The organism is Pseudomonas baetica, assembly GCF_002813455.1.
Lineage (GTDB): Bacteria > Pseudomonadota > Gammaproteobacteria > Pseudomonadales > Pseudomonadaceae > Aquipseudomonas > Aquipseudomonas baetica.
Window position 1 is genome coordinate 3398236 of the sequence record NZ_PHHE01000001.1, and the last position, 25659, is coordinate 3423894.

Annotated in this window: 16 protein-coding genes and 2 pseudogenes; 3 read left to right on the forward strand and 15 right to left on the reverse strand. The window is 56.3% G+C overall.

The window, feature by feature from the left end; all coding sequences use genetic code 11:
• Positions 1–4: 4 nt before the first annotated feature.
• The 5 genes from ATI02_RS15445 to ATI02_RS15470 form a co-directional block, all read right to left on the reverse strand.
• Positions 5–4630: an RHS repeat-associated core domain-containing protein gene (locus ATI02_RS15445; RefSeq protein ID WP_238156157.1), complete on the reverse strand. Its 4626-nt coding sequence runs from the start codon at positions 4628–4630 to the stop codon at positions 5–7.
• Positions 4627–7533 (reverse strand): type VI secretion system Vgr family protein, encoded by a 2907-nt coding sequence (locus tag ATI02_RS15450; RefSeq protein WP_100846717.1) that lies wholly within the window; start codon positions 7531–7533, stop codon positions 4627–4629. Before ATI02_RS15450 ends, ATI02_RS15445 begins: the two co-directional genes overlap by 4 nt.
• 128 nt (positions 7534–7661) lie before the next feature.
• Positions 7662–8177, reverse strand: coding sequence for an Hcp family type VI secretion system effector (locus ATI02_RS15455; RefSeq protein ID WP_007919523.1), 516 nt, complete (start codon positions 8175–8177; stop codon positions 7662–7664).
• A gap of 1274 nt (positions 8178–9451) precedes the next feature.
• On the reverse strand, positions 9452–10561 hold the full coding sequence (locus ATI02_RS15465; protein WP_100846718.1) for a caspase family protein: 1110 nt from the start codon (positions 10559–10561) through the stop codon (positions 9452–9454).
• 35 nt (positions 10562–10596) lie between these two features.
• Positions 10597–11634, reverse strand: coding sequence for an effector-associated domain EAD1-containing protein (locus ATI02_RS15470; protein WP_100846719.1), 1038 nt, complete (start codon positions 11632–11634; stop codon positions 10597–10599).
• Between the two features lie 152 nt (positions 11635–11786).
• Between ATI02_RS15470 and ATI02_RS15480 the strand changes: the two are divergent.
• Positions 11787–12190 (forward strand): annotated as a pseudogene (locus ATI02_RS15480) (transposase); the annotation flags it as partial.
• Between the two features lie 26 nt (positions 12191–12216).
• Here ATI02_RS15480 and tnpC read toward each other — a convergent pair.
• The 3 genes from tnpC to tnpA are packed head-to-tail and all read right to left on the reverse strand — an operon-like array spanning position 12217 to position 14442.
• Positions 12217–13743: an IS66 family transposase gene (tnpC, locus tag ATI02_RS15485; protein WP_095188477.1), complete on the reverse strand. Its 1527-nt coding sequence runs from the start codon at positions 13741–13743 to the stop codon at positions 12217–12219.
• A 49-nt stretch (positions 13744–13792) separates the two neighbouring features.
• Positions 13793–14128 carry an IS66 family insertion sequence element accessory protein TnpB gene (tnpB, locus tag ATI02_RS32710; protein WP_157815118.1) on the reverse strand — a complete coding sequence of 112 codons (336 nt, stop codon included), beginning with the start codon at positions 14126–14128 and terminating at the stop codon, positions 13793–13795.
• Positions 14125–14442: an IS66-like element accessory protein TnpA gene (gene tnpA / locus ATI02_RS15495; RefSeq protein WP_095188479.1), complete on the reverse strand. Its 318-nt coding sequence runs from the start codon at positions 14440–14442 to the stop codon at positions 14125–14127. Before tnpA ends, tnpB begins: the two co-directional genes overlap by 4 nt.
• Positions 14443–14546: 104 nt before the next feature.
• On the opposite strand from tnpA, the pseudogene ATI02_RS15500 reads away from it, so the two are divergent.
• Positions 14547–15314, forward strand: a pseudogene (locus ATI02_RS15500) (IS3 family transposase); the annotation flags it as partial.
• Positions 15315–15334: 20 nt separating this feature from the next.
• Here the strand turns inward: ATI02_RS15500 and ATI02_RS32025 are convergent.
• The 7 genes from ATI02_RS32025 to dnaA form a co-directional block, all read right to left on the reverse strand.
• Positions 15335–15799 (reverse strand): hypothetical protein, encoded by a 465-nt coding sequence (locus ATI02_RS32025; protein ID WP_146166053.1) that lies wholly within the window; start codon positions 15797–15799, stop codon positions 15335–15337.
• Positions 15780–16418 carry a TnsA endonuclease N-terminal domain-containing protein gene (locus ATI02_RS15505; RefSeq protein WP_100846721.1) on the reverse strand — a complete coding sequence of 213 codons (639 nt, stop codon included), beginning with the start codon at positions 16416–16418 and terminating at the stop codon, positions 15780–15782. Before ATI02_RS15505 ends, ATI02_RS32025 begins: the two co-directional genes overlap by 20 nt.
• A gap of 811 nt (positions 16419–17229) precedes the next feature.
• Complete coding sequence (locus tag ATI02_RS15510) at positions 17230–18561, reverse strand: IS4 family transposase (RefSeq protein WP_100846722.1); 1332 nt, start codon at positions 18559–18561, stop codon at positions 17230–17232.
• Between the two features lie 178 nt (positions 18562–18739).
• On the reverse strand, positions 18740–21157 hold the full coding sequence (gene gyrB, locus ATI02_RS15515) for a DNA topoisomerase (ATP-hydrolyzing) subunit B (RefSeq protein ID WP_100846723.1): 2418 nt from the start codon (positions 21155–21157) through the stop codon (positions 18740–18742).
• A 5-nt stretch (positions 21158–21162) separates the two neighbouring features.
• Positions 21163–22266: a DNA replication/repair protein RecF gene (gene recF / locus ATI02_RS15520; RefSeq protein ID WP_095188726.1), complete on the reverse strand. Its 1104-nt coding sequence runs from the start codon at positions 22264–22266 to the stop codon at positions 21163–21165.
• Positions 22267–22280: 14 nt separating this feature from the next.
• Positions 22281–23384 (reverse strand): DNA polymerase III subunit beta, encoded by a 1104-nt coding sequence (gene dnaN / locus ATI02_RS15525; protein WP_007911887.1) that lies wholly within the window; start codon positions 23382–23384, stop codon positions 22281–22283.
• Between the two features lie 39 nt (positions 23385–23423).
• Entirely contained in the window at positions 23424–24947 is a 1524-nt protein-coding gene (gene dnaA / locus ATI02_RS15530) for a chromosomal replication initiator protein DnaA (protein WP_095188725.1), read from the reverse strand.
• A gap of 566 nt (positions 24948–25513) precedes the next feature.
• On the opposite strand from dnaA, the gene rpmH reads away from it, so the two are divergent.
• On the forward strand, positions 25514–25648 hold the full coding sequence (gene rpmH / locus ATI02_RS15535; protein ID WP_003213577.1) for a 50S ribosomal protein L34: 135 nt from the start codon (positions 25514–25516) through the stop codon (positions 25646–25648).
• The last annotated feature ends 11 nt before the right edge of the window (positions 25649–25659 follow it).

Below are 25659 nucleotides of genomic sequence, written 5' to 3' on the forward strand. Positions count from 1 at the left end.
TTTTCTACTCCACAAATGCTTTGCCAGTAATTACTTCGATATCAACGCGCTCACCTTTGGTATCGTTTACCTTGAACGTCTTACTGATATACGCATCCGCTCCGCCGCACTTAGCCGAATTATCGATATATTTGTCCGCCTTCTTGAAAGCATCCTGTCGGGCTGCTAGGTCTTTCTTATTGAGTTTTCCTTTCAACTCCTCAAGCTTTTTCTTAGCATCGCTAGCGGTCAGAGGCGTATCTTGGTTCCATGCGACAGACTCTTCAAGCTTGGCACCTTGAGCTTGAATACGTCCTCTATGGGCTGCCAATCCTAAAGGATCGACCCACCCCATAGGATTCGGGGCATACTGATAAATATTTATGCCACCCTCATAACTTATTGGGTCCTTACTAATAAACCGCCCTACCCCCGGATCATAGTACCGATACCGGTTGTAATGCAGCCCCGTCTCATGATCGTGATACTGCCCCTGGAACCGTATCGGGTTCATAACGCCATGCTGCCGCGCCCACTCCGAACGCTGCTCCGTCACCTGCCCCCACGCCTTGTACTGCGCGGTCCACGCCATGTTGCCTTGCGAGTCCGTCAGTTCCTGCGGCGTACCGAGGTGATCGCATTGATACCAGGCCAACGCGTCAAACACTAATGCCGTGGCCTTGTGATTCCACAACGGGTCCTCATCCAGACTGTATTCACCACTGTAATCCGGCAGTCCGATCAGATCGATTGGCGCATGCCGTACAGCCTGAGCGATCGGGACGAAGGTGCCCGGTTCGAAGACGTAGTGCACCGTGCGACCCGGTTCGCCATCGCTTTGCGCTGGGCTGCTTTCCCAAGCGAGGTTGTCGCCATCCCAGCCGTACAAGGTGAAGCCGCAGCCGAGTTCGCGTTGTTTGCGGGCGTGTTCGTTTCTGTTCCAGAGGGAACCTGCTTCCGGGCGCTGTTTGTAGTGGGCACGGGAATTTTTGTGCAGGCGGCGTCCCAACGCGTCGTAGGCGAAATCCACGCTCAGGCGCGAGTCTTCGAAATGCACCAGTCGATCAAACAAATCCCACTGCAGATCACTGCGTTGACCGTTGTGCCAGCGCTGGATCTGATTACCGCGCTCGTCGTAATCGTAGTGGGTGCCGGCGTATTCGCGCAGCAAGTTGTCGACCAGTTTGCTGCGCGGTGGGGTCAGGTCCAGTGGGCGGCGAATTTCCGTTGCCTTGTCGTCCAGCAAGTTGCCGGCCGGGTCGAAGGCGAAGGTTTCCACGCCTTGACGTGTGGTAGCGCTGAGCAGTCGGCCGACGGGATCGTAACGATAGGCGAGCGGGCCACGACGACTGTCGTTGATGTCGGTCAGTTGGCCGGCAGCGTCGTAGGTGTATTCGCGTTTGAGCAGTGTGGATTTGTCGTCGCTGCAGCCCAGCAGTTGCTCTTGGAGGCGACCGGCAGGGTCCCAGCTTTGAGTTTGCAGCAGGTGGTTGCCTTGATGGCGGGCGACTTCGCGGTGCAGGTCGTCGCGCTCGTAACCGATCAGTTCGTGGTCGTCCAGGCGCAGACCGAGCAGGTGGCCGCTGCCGTAGGTCAACCAACTGACGCGGTGGCCGTCCGGGCGCACGGTAGCAACACGCTGATTCAGCACGTCGTACTCGTGCTGCCAGATTGCGACGGTGGGCTTTTCCAGTCCTAGGTAATGTTGGTGCTCGCGCAGCAGATTGCCGGCCGGGTCGTGGAACCATTGCAGGCGGCTGTCGGCGTTGTCGGCCAGCACCAGGTTGCCGTTGCCATCGTAGGCGAAAGTTTCGCTTTGCGACTGGTCGCCCAAGGTGGCGCGACGCTCGGTCAAGCGGCCCATCGGGTCGAAGCTCAACGAGATGACGCGTTGGCCATTTATCGATTGCGCGAGGCGCCCGGTGAGTGGGTCGTACTGATAGCGCGTGCTGCGTCCATCGAAACCGCGTTCTTCGAGCAAACGACCGACCGGGTCGTAGTGGAACTGCGCACGCTGTTCGTTTTCGTTTTCCAGCGCCGTTAACCGCCCGAGACGGTCCCAGCGATAGCGCAGGGTTTGCTCGGCAGCGTCGATGCGTTCGGCGATCAAGCCAGCAGCGGTATAACTCCAGGTGGTGCAGCGATCCAGACCATCTACATGCGCCAACAATCGACCTTCGGCGTCGCGCTCAAAGCGTTCCTCGGTCTTGTCCGGGTGCTTGATCAGCACCAGTTGGCCAGCCTTGTATTCGTATTCGATGGCGTTGCCGGCGGCGTCGGCGTCGGTGAAGCAGATCATTTGCCCCAGTTCGTTGTACTCCCACGCGCTGGTTTTGCCCGAGCAATCGACGTATTCGACCAGTTGCCCGGCGTCGTTGTAGTCCAACGTCTTTTCGTTGCCGTTGGCGTCCTTGATCGCGGTGGGCTGGCCGGATTTGTTGTAGGCGTATTCGGTTTTGTTACCCAGCGGATCGAGCGCTTCGACCAGATTGCCTTGGTCGTCATAGGCGCGCTGCCACTGACCGCCCTCAGCATCGCTGATCTTGATCAGCAGATCCTGATCATCGTAGGCGTAATGCATCACCGTGTGATCGGCGCGGATGTGTTCGAGCAGGTTGCTGCGTTCATCGTAGCTGTAGCGATCGGTGCTGCCGTCGGCATTCACACGGCGCACGATGTTCTTCGCCTCGTCGCGGAAGAACCATTCCGAACGCTCATCGGCGTAGCGAATGCGATAGGTGTAGCCAAGGATGTCGTAGTAGTGCCAGGTCTCGTTGCCGAGAGCATCGGTGACGTAGGTCAGACGGATGTTTTCGTCCCACTCCAGACGTGTGTCGAAGCTGCCGTCGTCCGCCCATTCGCGGATGGCTTTGGCCTTGGCACTTGAACCGTCCCACTGCAAATTCATGCCGCGCCCGGTGCGGTCGGTGTAGCGAGTGATCAGGTGATGCTGGAACTGATACGACCAGACGGCGCCGTTCTCGTCCTGCGCCTGAATCAGGTCGCCATAGGCGTCGTACTGGTACGCACAAAGCTGTCGCAGCGGCTCGCCGTCGACGATCTGCCAGAGGCCGATAAACCGGCCGTGATCGTCGATCATCGTGCCGAGGTGCGAGTGCACCTTGCTGGTGTCGTTTTCCTGGTAGGTGATCAGGTCGGAGAGCACCGAGTGTTCGCCGTGACGATGCTCGTAATGCAGCATGATCCCCGTGCCATTGCGCAGCGAGATATTGCTCAGCACATAGCGCTGGCCACGGCGGACGTAGGTTTCCTTGCGTTCGAAACCACGGCACAGCAGCAGTTGATCTTCGCCACTGCGAACAAGGGTGATGTTTTCGATGGCGTCATAATGGAACAGACCGAGTTTGGGCAGCGGATAGCCGTGGTCTCGGCCATCGGCGCCGTAGAACGTCAGGCCCTCGTCCACGCAGTCGAAACGCGTGGTGAACTCGCTGATCCAGCGGGCACCGAGTTCGCTCTGATCGTAGGCGTCGAGGCGCGAGTTATAGGTGCGCGTCCACTCGACCGGGAATGGGCCGGGCAAGCTGAAATCGGTATGGCTGAGGCTTTCTGAACCCAGAGCAAAATTGATGCTGTGTCGGGTGCTGGAGCAGGCGCAGTTTTTCTTCGGCTGGGGGGCGTGAGTTGCCGGGGCCTGTTGACTGTTTGCACCCAGGCCACCCTCAGAGGCCGTGTGCTTGGCCTGACTGGTCTTGTTAGGTTTGACACCAGCACTTTGGCCATGGGCGTTGCGTTTGCGCCAGAGGGTGACGGCGCTCGACAGGATCAGCAGCAACCAACCGATGGAGTTCTGCACTGACTCATCGTCAAGCTTACTCAACTGGGTGCGCAGTTCCGGGCCCATCGCGCGCAGCTTGGCAGTCTCGGCGGACACCCTTTTTTTCACGTCATCGGGCAGTAAATTGTCGGCCGCGCTATTGGCCAAACCTTTGCCGGCGGCCTTCAAGGTGTTGTTGGCAGCCGAGAAAATATTGCCGATTGACGCAAGCGGATCATTCTTGAATTGATCGACCGCCGCACTCGTTTGTGCGCTGGCCGCACTCAGATTGCCCTTGGCATCAAGCTTGCCATTGGCGACCGCTTCAAGGCCTTTGGCTATCTCTTTGATCGCGTCCTCACCCAGCTTGCCGGCGTCCGCCAGAATGCCGGGCAGCTTGCCTTTGGCTTGTTGAACAAAGTCGTCCAGCGTGCCGATGATGGAAGCGTTCAGGTGGCCGATCAGCACCTCGATGACGGACGCACTGAGCAACATCTTGCTGCTGGCCTTCATCTCCTGGCGCACCAGAAACAGGGTCGGACGCAAGGTCATGCGTGCCGCCGCCATGGCCGGTGGCAGTGGCAACACACCGATCAGGTTGATGCCCAGACTGGCCCACGCCAGTAGGTCGCGTTTCTGCGCGTTGGACAGGGTAACGATGTCACCCAGCGCATCGACCAACGCCATGATGTTGCCGACCACCGGCAAGGCGCCGGCGACGTTCTTGATCCGGTCGAGGGTGACCACACCACCACTGGCCGATTGCAGCCATGCATCGAAGGTCGCCGCGCTCCTGGCAACGTCCTTGATGTCGATGGCGTTCAGTGGAACGATGGCAACCTGAGCTTCACGCTTTACGATTTCAGTGGTCATGACAGCATCTCACCCGCCAACAGGCCCGGGGTTTTCAAGGAAGGTTTTGGCAGCGTTGGTGCGGGAAGCGTCGGCAATCGGCCGCCCTTGCTCGCGGCGCCGAGGATGCTCGACGCACTCGGCATCGCCGCGCTCGCCAGCTTCGGCAATCCGGCCACTCCGCCCTGCACTGCGCCTTTCACCTGCTGAGCCGTTTGCATTGCGCCCTGCGCGGTCTGCATCGCACTCATCCCTGTTTGTGCCATTGCCTTGCCCTTCTCCAGCATGTCCCAGCTCTTGCTCGACAATACTTTGGCAACCAGCGCCTGCACCTGACTCGGCACCTCTTCAGGCCCCGGCGGATTCAACGGCCATTCCGGTTTACCGATGTAGCTGCCATCGCTCCAGGTATCCGCCGGGTCCTTGCCAAACAGCACACGCGCCGGCCCCGGTGCGGCACCGGCGACGCTGGCGAAACCTTTGCCATCGAGCTTGCCCTTGATGCTTTTGCCCAAGGCGTCGATGACTTCGTAATCGCCTTCCTTGATGCCCTGGCGCCCGGCGTACTGGTTGAACAGTTCCAGATTGCCCTTGCCCGGTTTCGGCGGTTCCGGGAATACACCGGCCAGGGATTTCGCCCCGGTGTAGGCAAAATTCGCCGCATGCGCCGTGTACGGGCCGGTGGTGGCGTGGGTGATGCCGCCCGCGTTGTACGTTGTTGCACTGCCGCCGCCCTGGATCACCAGTTCGGTTTTCGCGGTGATGGTGATGCGGTCGGCGTTGGCGGTGATGTTGAGTTTGGCCAGCAGGTTGATACTGTCCTTGAGCGCCCGCACGTCGATGTCACCGGAGGCTGCGACCAGGCGCCAGCCCATGCTTTGCACGAACAGGCGCATGCCACGACTGGCGCTGGCGAGCAGGCGTTTGCCGATCGACAGGCTGGTGTGGCCGGTGCTGCTCAGCGCCAGGTGTTCGCCGGTGGCGATGTGGCTGGAGCGTGGCGTGGTCAGGGCGATGCCGGCCGGGCTGGCAAGGACCAGATGCGGCTCGGTGAACTCGGGGAATTCGTTGGCGGTGAGGTTCGCAGGGCCCAAGCCGAGTACGCCTTGGTGCTGGGCGTGCAGCGCCTTGGCGACGTCATCCTGATCACCGGCTTCCTGCGCTTGCAGCTCTTTGGCCTGCACGGCAAAACCGTCTTGCTGATCGCTCGCAGTGGCGAGGCGCTCGGCAGTTTCCGGCAGGTCTTTGTGGTGTTTCGATTCGTTCGGGCGCGGCTCGGTGGTGATCAGCAAGCCGGCACCGGCACGCACTGCGCCGTGGCGGTCGGTGCGCAATTCAAAACCTTCGCCCCGCGGCTGACCACCGCTCGGGCGCGGATGGGTCAAATAACCAAGGTTGATCGCACTCGCGCCGTGATCACTGCGCAGCGCAATGCTGATCTCGCTGGTGGTGTCGTCGATGCGCAGTTCGTTGGCGCGGCTGCCCTTGTATTCCTTGCTCTTGACCGTGGCGAGGGTCTTGAAATCCGGCAGTTTGTACGGCGGCAAATTCGCGCCGTGGTACAGGCAACCGGTGATCAGCGGCTGGTCGGGATCCCCCTCAAGGAAGGTGATCAGCACTTCCATGCCGACCCGTGGAATATTGATCGAACCAAAGGTTTCCGCTGCCCAGCTCGACGCCACACGCATCCAGCAACTGGTCATGTCGTCGTGCTTGCCTTCGCGGTCCCAGAAGAACTGCACCTTCACCCGACCGTACTGGTCGCAGTAGATCTCTTCGCCTTCGGGGCCGCAGACCACAGCGCTTTGCGTGCCGAGGACTTTCGGTTTCGGGTGATCGAGCGGCGGACGGTACGGCACATCCCACGGGATGGCGCTGAAGCGGTTACGGTAGCCTTGGTGGAAATCGTCCTTATTGTCAGTGGTGTCGCTGGTCACCGACTCTTCCAGTACCTGCGGTTGTTTGCCTTCGTGGAAGATTTCGGTGAGCAGCCACAGGTCGTTCCACGTCGGGTTTGCGTGTTCGGTCAGGGCAAGAAAATGTCCGCTGACCAGAATCGGCTGATCGCTGTTACCTTCGGCCAGACGGTAGTCGCTGCGATGACGTTCCAGCGCGCGATTAGCCAAATGTTTGCCGCGGTCACGGTCAACGAATCGGCCCGGGTAATCGTAATCTTCCAGGTCCGGCTGAGCGCTGCTTTTGGCATCGCTTTCCAGCTCGATTTTCGGTTTGACGAAGTCGTAATCGCGCCGTGTGGTACGGCTGGTGCGCGTAGCCAGACGCAGGCCGAAACGCTTGACCACCGGTTTTTCCGCGACCAGCCCGGAGTCTTGCTGATAGGCCACAGGCGCGAGTTTCGGGAACACCGTCTGGTCATCACCGAAGGTCAGTTTGTGGCCGCTGGCGGTGTGCTGAAAGTGGTAGTGAATACCTTCTTCCTCGCACAGGCGCTGGATGAAATCGAGATCCGATTCGTCGTACTGCACGCAGTAGATGCGCTCTGGGTAAATCGCGCTCAGCTGGAAGTGGTAATCGCTGGCGAGGATGCCGTGCTCTTCCAACACCTTGCTGATGATCTGCTGCACGGTCATCTGCTGGAAGATGCGCTGGTTCACGCGATGCGCGAGGTACGCCAGTTGCGGACGCAGGGAGATTTTGTAGCGCGTCAGACGCTTGCCCGACTCGCCCTGGGCGATGCTGTAGATCAGCCCGTGAATGCCGCTACCGCTCGGCGACAGCTGCAGAAACGCCAGTTTGTGCAGCACGCTTTCGAGGTTGATCGAGGCCTTTTCGCTGACCAGTTCCAGCTCGAACTCGAAGGGGGTATTGAGTGACTCCCGGCCGGTAAACGACAAGACCTGGAAATCGTTTTCCACGCCATCGACGGTCAGGTTGAAATGAGGCTGATTGGCCGGTGAGAACATCCCTTGTTCCTCGCGCAATGCTGCGACGCGCAACAGTCCGTTGAAGGGCTATTGGCGAAAAATTCTTTAAGTAGTGAGTGTGCCTCGACCGGCGAAACCGGCCGAGGCAGTAAAACCATCAGCCGCGATTAAACGACTGGAGCACGCCAGTCATCGGAACCCGAAGTACCGGATACTTCGTGAGTCCAGGTGATTTTTCGGTAGGTGAACTGCACTTCTTCAAGGTGGGTGAAGTGCGAGTTGCCTGGATCCTGGCAGTTGTGCATTTTGTTGTTGATGGCGACGATGATCGCGTCTTCCAGCTTGGTGGTGTAGTAGTGCTCTTGAGTACCTTGAGCCGAAGTACGGAACCACTGGATAACGATTTCGCTCATGCGCTCGCCGGAAGTCAGAGCGGCTTGCAGCAGAGGCGAAGCCTTGTCGTAGACCTTGGTGATCACAACTGGCTTGTGAACGCGCTGACCGGTTGGCTGACCGGATTGCGGGTCACGCGGGATGATCACGTCGTGGCTGAAAGCCTGAACCATGACCTGGTCTTCGTGGCCTTCCTGGTAGGTGTTGCCAACGGAGTCAGCGGTGAATGCGCCGGCAGTGATCAGGCCTTGTTTTTCGCCGGTAACCGACATGTACGCTGGTGTTGCCATGGGGTGCTCTCCTTGCGGATAAATTTAGGGTGCCCGGGAGGCGAAATCGCCCGATGGGTGGCCGACTGCCATCAATGACCGTGCCAGGTTTTTCGAAGTGCCCGGGAACCGGGGCCTAAAACGGCATGGATCGTCACTCAGCTCGTTTTTCACCGAGATAAAGGGAGGAAAGTGCGCAAGAAGTTGCGCAGTACTGCGCAACTTCTTGCGCACTTGGCTGCAGACCAAGAACGGCGTGGCCTCCAGGGACTTTTACCCCTAAAATATTATGACCTACTGCGCAACTTCTTGCGCAGGATGGCAATGAGGCGTTAATGCGTTTCCTTATGCGGAACTCCGGCCTCTATCGCATTCAATCGCTCAATTGAGTTACACAAGCAGATGTAGTCTGGACAATCATTCCTTTGGGCGCCGTGACTGACCAAGGAAAGGGGTCATTCCGTAGTAGCGCACCAAGCGGCACATATCGCGAATATTCAGCCGATCTATATAGAATGGCAACTGAAGGAGATTCCCAGATGGGGCAAGCGGCAGTCACAGCAATACTAGCTGCAGACTCCGAGCCTAAAGCCTGGACAGTGTCCAAACTGGCCATTTACATCTGGGATAAGCGTAGGACGGCAGAACCAATAACCCAAGTTTTCACTGTGTCCAAGGGTGCGCTGTCAGTAATGTGCAGCCTTCCAATTCAAGTACTCCACCACTACAGACGTGCTCATCTCACGACAGCCAATCAGCTCTGAACACGCCTATATCTAGGCAGTCCTCCGCTTCCACCCCATGAGTTTGGTCGCCAATTAACCGGGAGAGCAGGATAGAAATCGAATTTTCTAGGAAATAAAAAAGGCCAATTCAATGAATTGGCCTTTTTGCATTTGAGTCCGTCGATCATGTATTTGTGAAAATGATCAACTATTGTGTGAACCTACACGGGATGTAGGTTCACAAAATAGATGATGCTAAAGGCCCAGCAAACGCTGCGAAAAAGTCACCTTTTCTGTGAGCTCGGAGCGGAGGAACCACAGAAAAAATGAGAAAAGCCTACTGGATTCACAAAATAGATGATCTCTTCGAACAGACGTATTTTTCTCAGCTTGGCCGTTATCAACGAGGCTTGTGCACTCAGTAGAGGAAGCCATGGAACTACAGACGTGGAGCGCGCATGCAGGTGATGCTACAAGGTGGCATGCATGACGACTTCAGTAAGAGAGCCGATTTGACTTGCAGCTGTAAGGGGTGGGAGAGAGGGGCACGTCGCCCCATTTACAACTCGTTTATCCCTGAAGTTGGATCAGTTCTTGATGGTGAGGGAACTCTTCCAAAGCCGCCTTGATAAGTGAAGCTTGGTTGATACCACTCCCCCCTCCACCTTGTCGCATAGTGCGTAGTGCAGTAAACCAGTTTGCACGCCCGGAACCGGTTAGACGGAGACGAGAGGTGTCCCCGCCGGCGCGCAACCAGATTTCTTGATCCTGCGGGCCAGCAGGATAGAGGTCACAGAAAATTTCTTCCAATTGGCGCCAGATTTCGTGATCTAGGCTATAGCTACCAATGTAAGCTATATTCTTCGCACCGCCGCAATCCAAAGCAATAGGAAAATTATCCTCAAGATCGCTCGCCTTGAAGATTGGATGTTGTTGCCCAGGCGCTGCCATTCGTACTTTTTCTGCGACGTAGTTGAAAACCTCAAACACCCTAATTAGTCCATCACCATGCGTACGAGCTTCACCGCGCAACGCCCCCAATAGGTGTTCGGTGAAGAGGCTGTTACGAGCACCTCCAAGCACGAGTGAAAACTCGGATGCCCGAGACGATGCGACCAGAACACGTCCGGCCCCCTCAGCCAATCGGGCTAACGATTTCTCGCTAAAACCTAGTGCTGCAGGAGTATCGTTGATGTCTTTGAAGCTTGTACTCGCGCCGGAATGGCACGCGTCGATAAAAACCACAAGTCGTCTGGCTTTGATGCGGGCAAGAGCTGAAGAAAACTCAGCCTCCGGTAGAGTACTCGCGGAAAAATTTTCTGGATCGCAGTCGACTGGAATCAATGCACTTGCCGCGTCAGCCGAATCGTCAAAACGAGCTCCGTGCCCCGAAAAGAAGATCATCACTGTGTCGTCGAGCGTGGCCCGTTTTGCGAGCCCATCAAGTTCTCGGCGAATAGCCTCCAGTGTCGCTTGGCTGTCCACTAATACCCTTACATTGGCCGGGTCAAAGCCGCAGTGCGAGGGGGACGTCAGCGTGGCGAACATGTCACGCGCGTCGTTCAGCACTGCAGCTGGCAGTGGTCGAACCTTGGGATAGTTTGATATGGCGATAATTAGGGCGTGACCGCTCGAAAAACCGGCACCTTTAGTCAGCTCTATTTGCTCATGCTCGTCCATTATGTCCCTCAACCTATCGCTTTTATAAAACCGCTTCAGAATATCCGGCTCGCTTGCAGTTCGCGGATTTGGTCATTTGAGTAGAAGTCCCTGCGCATTTCTTCGAGTAACCTGCTTACACGGGGTCCACGTCCTCGCTGGATCTGTCCAATCGCAGCTCGCCACCGATTTCGGCCAGTGCCAAAGCTTTCCAAATCGGCGTCGCGTCCTCCTGCCCGATCCCATAACCCGGCCTCATCCGGCCCATTTGGATAAAGATACGCCGCAAGTTCTTCGAGAACTGCCCACTTATCCGTTTGGGCAGCTGACGACAAGCCGAGCAACAATCGCCAAAAAAGGCTGACCATGGTTTGACATATTACCAACGCCGGCTTCACATCAGCTCGTCCCTGCCGCACAAGCGGAACCAGTTTGTCCACTGCTTGCGCCCACCGACGACTAAGGATGATTTTGCCTAGTGCCTGTGCATCAGCGATGGCCACTTGGTGCCGCAACAAGATCCAGTCATCAAACCAGCGAATGAAACGATGCTCATCGAAACTGTCTAAGCTCTCAATAATACGAACAATCTTACCGAAACTCGCAGCCAAACTTTGTAGTGTGCTATCCAGGCCGTTAGAGTTTAGGATCGCGGTTTCAAGCTCCGGGTCGGGTTTACAGGCATCACCTTCCACAGCGCGCTGTAGCCAAACTGTTGCCGTAGCTCGTAAGCAGTTGGCCCTTGCCAGGTCTGGTAGTCGGTGCCAGACCTCTGCAGCCCGAGGGAATCCGCTGAGGTCAGCGAGTGGAGATTTGGATAGTGAGGTGACTAGCTCGATGCTAGCCGCCCCTCCGTCGAGCAAGTTCTGAATGACAGTAAAGAAAGAGCGTTGTGGGTAAAGCGGCCCTTGCCACGCTTCAGCGTTGATAGAAATGGCATAGTTCCATAGCTCTTGAGCTGGTCTGGTTGCAAAGTTGAGCGTACCTATTAATCGCGGTTCGTTCGCAACTTGCTCTGCAGCAATGCGTAGAACACGTGGCTCCGCCAATTCCAAAGCAATCTCGATTGACTCTTCCGGGCTCGCATTTCGCATGGATGCTCGTAGTCCATCAATACTTTCTGAAGCAATATCGAGTGACAGCTGGCGACCGACGGCCTCTCGGGGGGCGAAGCAGGCACTGTGTAGTGGTCTAATGAAACCGGACACCCATTTAGGCGAGAATGCTCGCCAGATCGAGGTGTCAGATGACCAAACAACGCCGTTCCTTTTCTGCTGAATTCAAGCGCGAGGCTGCCGACCTCGTACTCAAACAAAACTACAGCTACATCGAAGCCAGCCGTTCACTCGGCATCGGCGAATCGGCCCTGCGCCGCTGGGTTGATCAGGTTCAGCAGGAGCGCCAAGGCGTCACTCCACAGAGCAAAGCGCTGACTCCGGAACAGCAGAAAATCCAGGAGCTGGAAGCCCGGATTGCCCGCCTTGAACGGGAAAAATCGATATTAAAAAAGGCTACCGCGCTCTTGATGTCGGAAGATCACGAGCGTACGCGCTGATCAATCAGCTGAGCGTCCATGAGCCGATTGATTGGCTGTGCAAGGTGTTTGAAGTCACCCGTTCGTGCTACTACGCCCAGCGCCTTAGGCGTAAGCGTATGGGGAATACGCCTTGCGTAGATCAGCCAGGCATCCATTGATGCGGCAGTAGATGCTCGATCTCACTGGCTTTCTGCGTCGGCAATCGCGTCAGTACATCCTTGAGATACGCGTACGGATCATGCCCGTTCATGCGTGCCGACTGGATCAAACTCATGATCGCTGCCGCTCGTTTGCCACTGCGCAGAGACCCTGCGAACAACCAATTGGAGCGCCCAAGCGCCCATGGCCTGATCGTGTTCTCCACCGGGTTGTTGTCGATGGGCACGGCACCATCATCCAGGTAGCGCGTCAGCGCTACCCAGCGTTTCAAGCTGTAATCCAGAGCCTTGGTCGTGGCCGAGCCCTCGGGCACGAGGTCGCGCTGAGCCAGCATCCACTCATGTAATTTCTGTGCAATGGGCACCGCTATTTCTTGGCGTAATCGCCATCGTTCTTCATCACTTATGTCTTTGGCCTGCCGTTCAACTTCGTACAGCCCGCCGATTGAGTGCAGCGCTTGCTCGGCCAACTGGCTTTTGTTCGTCACATGCAGGTCGAAGAACTTACGGCGGGCATGCGCCATGCAGCCGATTTCGGTGATGCCCAGCTCGAAGCTGGCCTTGTAACCCGCGAAGTCATCACAGACCAGCTTGCCGTTCCACGTGCCAAGGAAGTTCCGTGCATGTTCGCCAGCACGGCTGGGGCTGAAGTCGTAGACAACGGCCTTCAGTGCCGAGAACGGCGTGGTGCAATAAGCCCAGACATAAGCTCGGTGCGTTTTCTTCTCGCCGGGCGCCAGCATCTGCACCGGCGTTTCATCGGCATGCACGACTCGCTGAGCCAGCACCGCTTCGCGCAGTGCATCCACCAGCGGTTGTAGCTGTACGCCAGTTTGGCCCACCCACTGAGCCAGCGTTGAACGCGGGATCGCCAGGCCTGCACGGCCAAAGATCTTTTCTTGCCGGTACAGCGGCAGATGATCAGCGAATTTGGCCACCATCACATGCGCCAGCAGGCCTGCGGTCGGGATGCCCTTGTCGATCACCTGGGCCGGCACCGGTGCTTGGATCAGTGTTTCGCACTGGCGGCAGGCCCACTTTCCACGTACATGCTGCTCAACGGTAAACACGCCCGGCGTGTAATCCAGCTTCTCGCTGACGTCTTCGCCGATGCGCTGAAGCTGACACCCGCAGACACACTGGGTGTTCTCTGGCTCGTGACGAATGACGGTACGTGGGAACTGCGGCGGCAGCGGCGCGCGCTTGGGTTTTTGGCGGGTTTCGTCCGACGTTGGGGCGGGACGAAGCGCGTTCAGTTCTGCCTCGATAGCCTCAAGGTCAGTGGTGAGCAGGTCATCGAGCAAGTTGCCTTGCGCCAGGCTGATCTGTTCGCTGCGCTTGGCGAACTTGTGCCGCTTGAGGATGGCAATCTCGTGAGAGAGCTGCTCGATGATCGTCTCGTCACGATGGATTTTTCGGCCCATGGTGTCGACCTTCGACAGCAACTGCGCAGCGAGTGCGCGCAGTTGTTCGGGTGTCATTTGGTCGAGATTGGGAGAGGAAGTCATGCCGTGGATTTTACCAAAGCGATCCACCTGCCACAGCTGAAAAGCAAGGCTAAATCATTGTGATTGCGCCGTTAGCGCCAACTCGCTGCCATGGCAAACCGAGCACCAGCGCTTGAAGTTGTTCAGCGTCGAGCCCGACTTCCAAACCGCGATGAGTGCCAGGCCAGTGAAACTTGCCTTGGTTCAAACGCCGTGCGGCAAGCCAGATGCCCACGCCATCGTGCACCAGCACCTTCATCCGGTTGGCCCGGCGGTTGGCGAACAGATAAGCGCAGTGCGGCTTCGCCGCACCGAACACGGCGACCACGCGGGCCAACGCAGTTTCGGTGCCGGCGCGCATGTCCATGGGCTCAGTGGCGAGCCAGATGGCGTCGATGCGTATCATTGCGAGAGGCTGCGGATAAAACGTGCGCAGCCGTCCGGGTCGGTGATGGGCCATTTGACCGTGATGGCTTTGTCGCCCAGCGGCAGTGCGATCACCACCGCTTCATCAGCGTGCCGTTTAGGCATTGGTTGCAGCGGTACAAACGCGGGAAGTGGCGCGACAGGTTTATCACGGTAAATCGGCAGCCACTTGCGAATCACGTTGGCATTGATGCCGTGGCTGATGGCGACGCTGGAAACTGAGGCACCGGGTTTCAGGCATTCCTGCACAACCTGGGCCTTGAAGGGTTTGGGATAGGAGCTTCGTTGGCGCATGGAAATCCTGGCGATAAGGGTGATCGCGTCCGCTTAAAAATAGGCGGACACCATCGCCCTTAATTCCGGATTTCTGAAGGTGTGTTCGCTGGCCGCTTACCCTTAGGCGCCGAACACCTGATGTCGAACGGCTGCGGTTGCGCAGCCGGGTGAGCGAGCTGTTCTCGCAAAGTCGCAGTGCTGCGGGCAGCCGCAGCATCCTGTCGCTGATGCGTGACGACGGTGAGCAGCTCGGTCGATTCAAAGTGCGCAGCCTGATGCGCGAGCTTGAACTCGTCAGTAAACAGCCCGGATCACATGCCTATAAACGAGCGACAGTTGAACGGTTGGATATCCCGAACATCTTGAATCGGGAGTTCGATGTTCCGGCACCCAACCAGGTGTGGTGCGGCGACATCACCTACATCTGGGCCCAGGGGAAATGGCATTACCTGGCTGTCGTGCTGGATCTTTGCACACGCCGGGTAGTGGGCTGGGCGTTGTCGGAAAAGCCGGACGCCGATCTGGTTATCAAGGCGCTGGATATGGCTTACGAGCAACGAGGCAAACCTCAAGGCCTGCTGTTTCACTCGGATCAAGGGTCACAGTATGCGAGTCGTCTATTTCGCCAGCGGCTGTGGCGTTATCGGATGCGCCAGAGCATGAGCCGGCGGGGAAATTGCTGGGACAACGCGCCAATGGAGCGCGTGTTTCGCAGCTTGAAAACGGAATGGATACCGACCACGGGTTACAGAACGGCTCAAGAAGCCCAGCGCGATATCAGTCACTTCTTGATGCATCAGTACAACTGGGTTCGACCCCATCAATTCAACGGTGGGTTGGCGCCAGCTCGGGCCGAAGAAAAACTTAACGTCGTGTCCGGGATTAGTTGACCACTACAGACCTCCCCTTATCAGTATGTTTTGGAATAAGTTTTATAACACTGCCACCCACAAATCTTGAATACCATCTTCGAAGCGTAGAAACAGAAGGAACAGATGCATCTTCGATGCTTGACTGCAACCTCTGCTAATTTTTCTTTCAACGATTCTTTATTAGGTAAAATGGTATTGCCCTCCAATACGCCTTCTAGATATCTACGACGGCGTAAAGCTTCTTCACCGTGTTTCAAAGGGAAACAAGTCAAATCCGGGGCAACATTCCTCACATGTGGAGCCTCCCCTAGATATGGTTGGTCTGCGCTAATTTCAATTTCCCGTCGCTCATAACCACGCTGAAACTCATATTCGGTCAAAGTCGTTGGCTCGCCCAACTCATCAAAGAAAAGCAAACGTCTGTCGATTAGCCGCCGCTGAAGCGACATTTGTGTACCATTGATAACAACAACTAGCTTCGCCTTAAGCAAAAAGGTTTGCATGGCGATGTCCTCCAGATAGAAAGACCTGTGTTTTCTGAGTCAGCGGCTTTTCCAAGTCCACACCGATGATACATAGCCCTAGTAAACGCCAAGCTTCCATTTCTCCATATATTGATACTACTTCTCCAAATATCTGGGGCTCGTATTTATTTAGTTTTAAAAAAACTTGCGCACGATCGGAATTCGAGGGCAAAGGACCGCGTCGGTGATACAAGATATTCCTTAAGTTTTTCGCCAGTGGCTCTCGCCAAATCTGGCTATCCGTAACTACTGAAAAGTTACGGTTAGTTGCAGAAAAGTGGACCTTGGCTGCATCCAATTTTTGCTTAACGCTTCTGATCAGAAGCTTTTTCTCTGGCTTCACTTCGAACCACCACTCTCCACCGTTTACGAGAAAAACGCGGAGATCAGGAACGTAATCTACGAGCGAATCGCCCAATCGAAACCTTTCCCGAGATGGCTGCACTTCATAGCGAACAACATCTGGGGATAGCTCGAGTAACCGAAAAAATCCTCCCTCCAGCTGGGACTCCCAGGCCACGGGATGACCATTTTTCAGAGAAGGGAAGTAGCCCCTGAAATGACATGAGCTGCGAGTAACCACCTTACGTACTGCCATCGCACACCTCCATAGACGTGCACCGTCGCTGCACCTCGAAAGACGGGTACAGGCCGTTAATCAGGACCACAACCGACAGGCAACACTTCCCCGTCGAGTAGCCTCGATAAAGTCGAAATGATGGGAGGGGATTGACAGGATCTGAAAAAAAGCTGAAATTGCGGTTTCCAAGCCAGCAATTCTGCTTCAAATCAGCGCGGTCAAAGCCCCTAGGTTTTGGTCGCGTTTTTACATTTCACACCTCCTGCTCTTCATTTTCTTATCTGCCTTTATAGCTAGCATAATTTACGTGGGCTTCCGTTATACGGTTATCCTCTAAATGCGCTATCTCTTGAAATTCGAGAATTAAGATTTAGCTTCAATGATTTTCAGTAACGTTTTGATTTCACTATCACAACAGTTTTTTACCTGAAGACTCAGGCATTAAATAGTATTCCAGCATGGTAGGAAAATCCATTATTCACACCTAAAACCCACATGTTTTTTGACTTCGCTATCATGTGGTTGGTCTACCAACGAAACTAGCAAGATATAATGTACTTATACTTAAGCAACGCTATAACGATTAAAAATCCTTTGCTATTTTCATATCCACTGAAATTAAACATGTACTCATTTATTCAATTTAAACGCCCCCTCGAATCTAAAATTCATACTCCGCTCCCAACTCTTTCTTATCATTCCAAGTTGTTAATCTAATTTGCATCGCACTCCATGCAGTTCTATTTTTATTCACTCGTGCCAACGAGCTGGTAGCTTGTTCGACCTTTTTTTCAAATGAAAAAAAAGCCCGCTTTAAGCGTAATGCTGTTCACTTAAGCGGAGCAGCCTTACGGTCCACCGGAAACCGGGTTTTTGAAATCTTCACCGTCCTTGGCCTCGAAGGCCTTGGGCGGTGATCCAGAAACAGCCCGCCAACGCCTTTTCTAAGTTCCGCCAACCGTCTACCCGTCGCTGAAACAGGATTGGCCGCTGCCATCACGATCAACTGCACGGCGATGTACTGGCAAGCCGGCTTGAAACGGATGTCCGACGGCGCTCGACCAAACGCGACTGCTGCCTGACTTGCCTCCCGACGAATCACGTTGTAAGCCAGCAACAACCCCCACACTTCCTGGTAGATCAGATCGACCTTTTTGCTGCGCAAGGTCATTGCGTTTTGCTGCATTGAGCTTTTGATATCCCTGAAGCCCAATTCGATTTCCCAGCGCTCCTGATAAAGCTTGGCAACAGACTTGGTGCTGTAGATCTTGGCCGGCAACGACGTCATGACTGTTTTTACTTTGCCTTGAATTTCATAACTGACTTCACGCGCCTCCCAGTGTGTAGGAAGAGTCGGATTTCGCTTTCTGGCTTGCGGCGACACTTTCATACGCACCAAACGATCATGCTCGTTGTAACGGGCTACCTCCTCGCAAACCAATCCCTTTTTTGCCGGAATCAGCCAATGACGGTGACTGCCGTCGCCGCTCAGGCTGAGCATGAGATCGGCGCTCCAGAACCCTTTATCGAACAACGTCACGGAGTGGTCGGGGATCTGCTGCAAAAACTCATCGGCCAGACGCATTTCGCTGCGTCGGTAAGGGCTAAGCTGTGCATCCAGGATCAGGTGTGAACGCACATTCATCAGCGCCACCAGGCGCAGCATGGGAAAGGGAGTCTGGCGGTCGGTCGAGGTGTTTCCAGAACCGAAATGGTCTCGCAACTCCGGCGTATCCGGCGTGCGCAGAAGCGCACCATCGACTGCAAATACTTGCAGATCCTGCCAGGCATCATCGGGATAGCGCTGCGCGCCCCATTGAGTACCCGTTTTGCGAAACAACCACTCAACCGGGTCGGCCCCCAGCCGCTTGCGGGCCTCGGTCACACCGCTACGGGCCAACAGATGGTCAGAAGCCAGACCTTGGGCGCAGATGTTCAAACGTCGGGCGACCTCATGAACCGGCTCGTCGCGAAACAATGCCATGCCGAGCACCAGCCAGAGCACTTGGTCGGCAGGCAAGCGACGCCGTCGGATAGTGGCTTGGCTGGACAGATCCAGCGCAGACGCGACCCACTCGATGGGAATATTTTGAGTGAATGTGCTCAAGTCACAGAAGTTGAAAAGGTCGCCGAGGTCGAGCAAGTCCTGTTGAACAGACATAAAAAATCCGATGCCAGAGATCTGACATCGGATTTTCGAAGAAGCCCGGCGAGGATTCAAATGCTTAAGTGAACAGCATTACGCTTTAAGCGGGCCTTTTTAATATGGTCCATAACCCGGGGGTTGTAGAACCATTTATTTGTGAAAATATGCAACTATTCAGTGAACCTACACGGGATCAGAAATCCAGGTTGGAAACCGCCAACGCATTGCTCTCGATGAAGTCACGACGAGGTTCGACCGCATCACCCATCAGGGTGTTGAAGATCTGGTCTGCGCCAATGGCGTCTTCGATGGTGACTTTCAGCATGCGGCGCACGCTTGGGTCCATGGTGGTTTCCCACAGTTGATCCGGGTTCATTTCGCCCAGACCTTTGTATCGCTGGATGGTGTGACGCTTGGTGCTTTCCGCCATCAGCCAGTCCAGTGCTTCCTTGAACTCGGTGACCGCTTTCTTGCGCTCGCCACGCTGGATGTACGCACCTTCGTCGAGCAGGGTGCTCAGTTGAGCGCCGAGGGTGACGACGGTTTTGTAGTCGTTGCTGCCGAAGAAGTCGCGGTTGAACGTCACGTAGTTCGACAGGCCGTGGGAGATCAATTCGACCTCTGGCAGCCACACGCCACGTTCACGATCTTCACGCAGGCTGGCCTTGTAGACCAGACCGGACTTCTCGACGGTACGCAGACGGACTTCGTACTGAGCCAGCCAGTCTTGCATCGCAGCGTGGTCGCCGAGCTTTTCAAGGCTGACGGCCGGCAGGTAGATGAAGTGCTCGGTCAGCTCCTGTGGGTACAGGCGCGACAGACGCTTGAGGGTCTTCATCACCATGCGGAAGTCATTCACCAGACGTTCCAGCGCCGGGCCGGAAATGCCTGGCGCTTCTTCGTTCAGGTGCAGGCTCGCATCTTCCAGGGCCGACTGCGTCATGTACTCTTCCATGGCGTCGTCGTCTTTGATGTATTGCTCTTGCTTGCCTTTCTTGACCTTGTACAGCGGCGGCTGGGCGATGTAGATGTAGCCACGCTCGATCAGCTCCGGCAACTGACGGAAGAAGAAGGTCAGCAGCAGGGTACGGATGTGCGAACCGTCGACGTCAGCATCGGTCATGATGATGATGTTGTGATAACGCAGCTTGTCGATGTTGTACTCGTCGCGGCCGATGCCGCAGCCCAGCGCGGTGATCAGCGTGCCCACTTCCTGGGACGAGATCATCTTGTCGAAGCGTGCTTTCTCGACGTTGAGGATCTTGCCCTTGAGCGGCAGGATGGCCTGGGTCTTGCGGTTACGTCCCTGCTTGGCAGAGCCGCCCGCGGAGTCACCTTCCACGAGGTACAGTTCGGACAGCGCCGGATCTTTTTCCTGGCAGTCAGCGAGCTTGCCCGGCAGGCCGGCGATGTCCAGTGCGCCTTTGCGACGGGTCATCTCACGGGCCTTGCGCGCGGCTTCACGGGCACGGGCGGCATCGATCATCTTGCCGACAACCAACTTGGCTTCGTTCGGGTTTTCCAGCAGGAAGTCGGAGAAGTATTTGCCCATTTCCTGTTCGACCGCAGTCTTCACTTCGGAAGAGACCAGCTTGTCTTTGGTCTGCGAGCTGAACTTCGGATCCGGCACTTTCACCGAGATGATCGCGGTCAGGCCTTCACGGGCATCGTCACCGGTGGTGGCGACTTTGTGCTTCTTCGCCAGACCTTCGGCTTCGATGTACGTGTTCAGGTTACGCGTCAGTGCCGAACGGAAACCCACCAGGTGAGTACCACCGTCGCGCTGCGGAATGTTGTTGGTGAAGCACAACAGGTTCTCGTTGAAGCTGTCGTTCCACTGCAGGGCGATTTCCACGCCGATGCCGTCTTCACGCTGGATGTTGAAATGGAACACCTGGTTGACCGCAGTCTTGTTGGTGTTCAGGTATTCAACGAACGCACGCAGACCGCCTTCGTACTTGAACAGCTCTTCCTTGCCGCTGCGCTCATCCTTGAGGACGATGCCGACACCGGAGTTGAGGAAGGACAGTTCACGAATACGCTTGGCCAGGATGTCCCAGCTGAAGTGGATATTCTTGAAGGTGTCAGCCGATGGCTTGAAGTGAATCTGGGTGCCAGTGGTTTCGCTGTCGCCAACGATGGCCATCGGTGCCTGAGGCACGCCGTGGACGTAGGTCTGTTCCCAGATCTTGCCGCTGCGGCGAACGGTCAGTACCAGTTCTTCGGACAGCGCGTTCACTACCGAAACGCCTACACCGTGCAGACCGCCGGATACTTTGTAGGAGTTGTCGTCGAACTTACCGCCAGCGTGGAGGACGGTCATGATGACCTCGGCGGCGGAAACGCCTTCCTCTTTGTGCACGTCTACCGGGATGCCACGGCCGTTGTCTTTAACGGTGATGGACTCATCCGGGTGGATGATGATGCTGATGTCATCGCAGTGGCCAGCGAGGGCTTCGTCGATCGAGTTGTCGACCACTTCGAACACCATGTGGTGCAGACCGCTGCCATCGTCGGTGTCACCAATGTACATACCGGGACGTTTGCGTACGGCATCCAGGCCTTTCAGCACTTTAATGCTCGTTGAGTCGTACGTATTTTCTTCGCTCAATGCCTTCACTCCCGATGGTCGTGGGTCTGGGTGATACGGCCCTGTTCCACGTGGAACAAAGCGACTGGCGTTTCCGTCTGCCAGCCTTCCCTCAATAATTCGTGATCTACACAGGTGATAAACACCTGGCAGCGTAAGTCTTCCAGCAAACGGCACAGCGCACGGCGGTGGCTCTCGTCCAGTTCGGACGGCAAGTCATCCACCAGATAAATACACTGACCGCGTCGGGCCTGGCTCACCAGATGCCCTTGGGCAATCCGCAATGCGCAGACCACCAACTTCTGCTGACCCCGGGACAAGATGTCCGCGGCGTTGTGTGCGCCCAATCTAAGACGCAAATCAGCTCGTTGTGGCCCGGCCTGGGTGTGACCCATCTGCTGGTCCCGTTGCAGGGACCCGGCAAGTACGGCACTCAACTCCCGATCTTTATCCCAGCCTCGGTAATAGCTGAGCGTCAAACCTTCGAGCTCAACCAGCTCGCTCAAGGTTTGTTCAAAGACTGGTTTCAAGGCTTTGATGTAGGCGCGGCGGTATTCATCGATTTCAGCGCTGGCCTGGCACAGTTCCCTGTCCCAAACCGCTTGCGAAACGGCGTCAAGTGTACCATGCCGCAGCCAAGAGTTTCTCTGGCGCAGGGCCTTCTGCAAGCGCTGCCAAGTGGCCATGAACCGCGGTTCAACGTGGAATACGCCCCAATCGAGAAACTGCCGGCGAATCTTCGGCGCACCTTCCAGCAGACGGAAGCTGTCGGGGTTGATCAACTGCAGCGGCAGAATCTCCGCCAGCTGCGCAGCACTGCGGGCGTTCTGGCCGTCGATGCGGATCTGGAATTCGCCCTGACGGTCGCGTGATATCCCCAGCGCACTCTGACCACCCTCGGCCAATTCGACCTGACCGAACACGGTGCAGGCAAGTTGCTCGTACTGAATGACCGGCAACAGACGCGTGCTACGAAACGAACGGGCAAGCCCCAGCAGATGAATGGCTTCCAGAACACTGGTTTTGCCGCTGCCGTTGGCGCCGTAAAGAATATTGATGCGGGGGGAGGGGGAGAAGGTCACCGGGTGCAGATTGCGCACCGCGGTGACCGAAACACGACTTAAGGACATCCAGGGTCAGCTGATTACAGACGCATCGGCATGACGACGTAAGCCGAATCGTCGTTGTCGGACTCTTGCACCAGCGCACTGCTGTTGGAGTCGGACAGGATCAGACGAACCTGCTCGGTGGTCATCACGCCCAGCACGTCGAGCAAGTAGCTCACGTTGAAGCCGATTTCCAGAGAGCCGCCGTTGTATTCAACGCCTACTTCTTCTTCCGCTTCTTCCTGCTCCGGGTTGTTGGCCTGGATCTTCAACTGACCGCTGGCCAGTTGCAGACGAATACCACGGTACTTCTCGTTGGACAGAATCGCGGTACGGCTGAACGCTTCACGCAGCGCCTGACGATCGCCGAGCACCAGCTTGTCGCCGCCCTTCGGCAGAACGCGCTCGTAGTCAGGGAATTTACCGTCGACCAATTTAGAGGTGAAGGTGAATTCGCCGGTGGTGGCGCGGATGTGGTGTTGGCCCAGCACGATGCTGACGTTGCCGTCCGGCTCGGTGAGCAGACGTGCCAGCTCAAGAATACCTTTGCGCGGCACGATCACCTGGTGGCGATCAGGCTGGCCGATATCGGCTTTCATCGAGCACATGGCCAGACGGTGACCGTCGGTGGCCACAGCGCGGATGATGCCTTCAGACACTTCCAGCAGCATACCGTTGAGGTAATAACGCACGTCCTGCTGGGCCATGGCGAAGCTGGTGCGTTCGATCAGACGACGCAGTTTGCTTTGCTCCAGGCTGCAGGTCAGCGAGCCCGGGCCTTCCTCAACAGTCGGGAAATCGTTGGCCGGCAGGGTCGACAGGGTGAAGCGGCTACGGCCGGCCTTCACCACCAGCTTCTGCTCGTCGACCTTGATGTCGATCAGCGCATCGTTGGGCAGGCTCTTGCAGATGTCCATCAGCTTGCGCGCAGGCACGGTGATGGAGCCTGTTTCGGCCGGCTCTTCGAGTTGCACACGACCGACCAGCTCGACTTCCAGGTCGGTACCGGTCAGCGACAGTTGCTGGCCTTCGACAACCAGCAGCACGTTGGAAAGCACCGGCAAGGTCTGTCGGCGCTCGACAACGCCTGCGACCAGTTGCAGGGGTTTCAACAGGGCTTCGCGTTGAATGGTGAAATGCATGGTCTAGTCCCTTGCCTTAATAAGCTGCGCTGGTGTTCATCAAGTGGTCAGTGTACGCAGCAGGTTCTTGTAGTCCTCGCGGATGTCCGCGTCGGATTCCTTAAGTTCGTTGATCTTGCGGCAGGCGTGCAAAACAGTCGTATGGTCGCGGCCGCCAAACACATCGCCGATTTCCGGCAGGCTGTGGTTGGTCAGTTCCTTGGACAACGCCATGGCGACTTGACGTGGACGCGCGACCGAGCGCGAACGGCGCTTGGACAGCAAGTCGGAGATCTTGATCTTGTAGTACTCGGCGACAGTGCGCTGAATGTTATCCACAGAGACCAGCTTGTCCTGCAACGCCAACAAGTCTTTCAGGGATTCGCGAATCAACTCGATGGTGATGTCGCGGCCCATGAAGTGCGAGTGGGCGATCACGCGTTTCAGCGCGCCTTCCAGCTCACGGACGTTGGAGCGAATGCGCTGGGCAATGAAGAACGCTGCATCGTGTGGCAAGTCGACTTTGGCCTGGTCGGCCTTCTTCATCAAGATCGCTACGCGGGTTTCCAGCTCCGGCGGCTCGACGGCAACCGTCAGGCCCCAGCCGAATCGGGATTTGAGGCGCTCTTCAAGGCCTTCGATTTCTTTCGGGTAGCGGTCACTGGTGAGAATGACCTGCTGGCCACCTTCAAGCAGGGCGTTGAAGGTGTGGAAAAACTCTTCCTGGGAGCGCTCCTTGCGGGCGAAGAACTGAATATCGTCGATCAGCAAGGCGTCCACCGAACGGTAGAAACGCTTGAACTCGTTGATTGCGTTCAGTTGCAGCGCCTTGACCATGTCGGCCACGAAACGCTCGGAATGCAGGTACACGACCTTGGCATTCGGGTTTTTCTTTAATAGATGGTTTCCCACCGCGTGCATCAAGTGAGTTTTACCCAAGCCAACGCCACCATAAAGGAAGAGTGGGTTGTAACCATGCTTGGGATTGTCCGCCACTTGCCAGGCCGCCGCGCGGGCGAGCTGGTTGGATTTACCTTCGACGAAGTTTTCGAAAGTGAATGTGCGGTTCAGGTAACTGGTGTGCTTGAGCGCACCTTCGACCTGCACGGTGCGCTGTTCGGCGCGAACCGGGGCTTGTTGCGACGCGGCCCCGGCCATCGGATCGAAGCTGTCACGGGACGGCTCTTGACTGACTTCGGCGGTTTTCTGCGTGGAGCGCTTGGCCGGAGCAGGCGTCGGGGCAGGCGCTGGTGTGCTTGCCGGCGCGGCATTGGCCTGAGCCTGGGAAGCCTGCGCGGCCGCCAACGGAGCATTTGGCGCTGCACGTGGTGCCGAACTGCGCTTGCTGCCTATTAATAAGGAAAGCGCTGGCGCCATGCCGTTACCGTGCTCATCCAGCAGTTCAAGGACACGCCCCAGGTACTTTTCGTTGACCCAGTCCAGCACAAAACGGTTCGGTGCGTAGACGCGCAACTCGTCGCCTTCGGCTTCGACCTGTAGTGGACGGATCCAGGTGTTGAATTGTTGGGCAGGCAGCTCCTCGCGCAAAAGCTCCACGCACTGCTGCCAAAGTTCCACTGACACGGATATCCCCTAAGTTGAAAGCCGGTGAGGCAAAAACAAGCGGCCATTGTAGCGGCGAGCCGTCCACTTATCCACATGCAGGTTGCCCGCTGCTCATGATTTATCAATGCGTTAACCGGGGAAAAGGCGACCAACGGTATGTGAATAAGCTCTGTGGATAACCGCCACTAAGGCCACTGGACAAGTGGGGGTAAAACTCGGTGGATAACCTGCCTGTGGATAACAGACCATTCCACACACAGGTTATCCGACAGCGCAGCACAGGCTGACCACGGTTTCCCACTGTAGTTGTCATTCTCTGTACATCAAGTGAAATATGGTCTGGAGGCAGTTATCCACAGACGAGTGCCGCTCTAGCTTTTATAAGCTTTACAGAAAAGCTTTAAATAATTCCTTTCTTTATTTTTATGTATGGCGAGCAGGTGTTCAGAAGAAGAAGCCCCTGAGATCTATTTATAAGGAAACGTTGGTTGGAAATTGACCTGAAGGCTTGCTTTCTCTAGAATCCCCGGTCTCTTAAAACGGGGGCCATTCCGGCCCGTTGTGGACGAACCAGGTAACACGACATGAAACGTACTTTCCAACCAAGCACTATCAAACGCGCTCGTACCCACGGTTTCCGTGCTCGCATGGCTACCAAGAACGGCCGCGCAGTCCTGTCGCGTCGTCGCGCCAAAGGTCGTGCGCGTCTGGCAGTTTGATAATCCGGTAC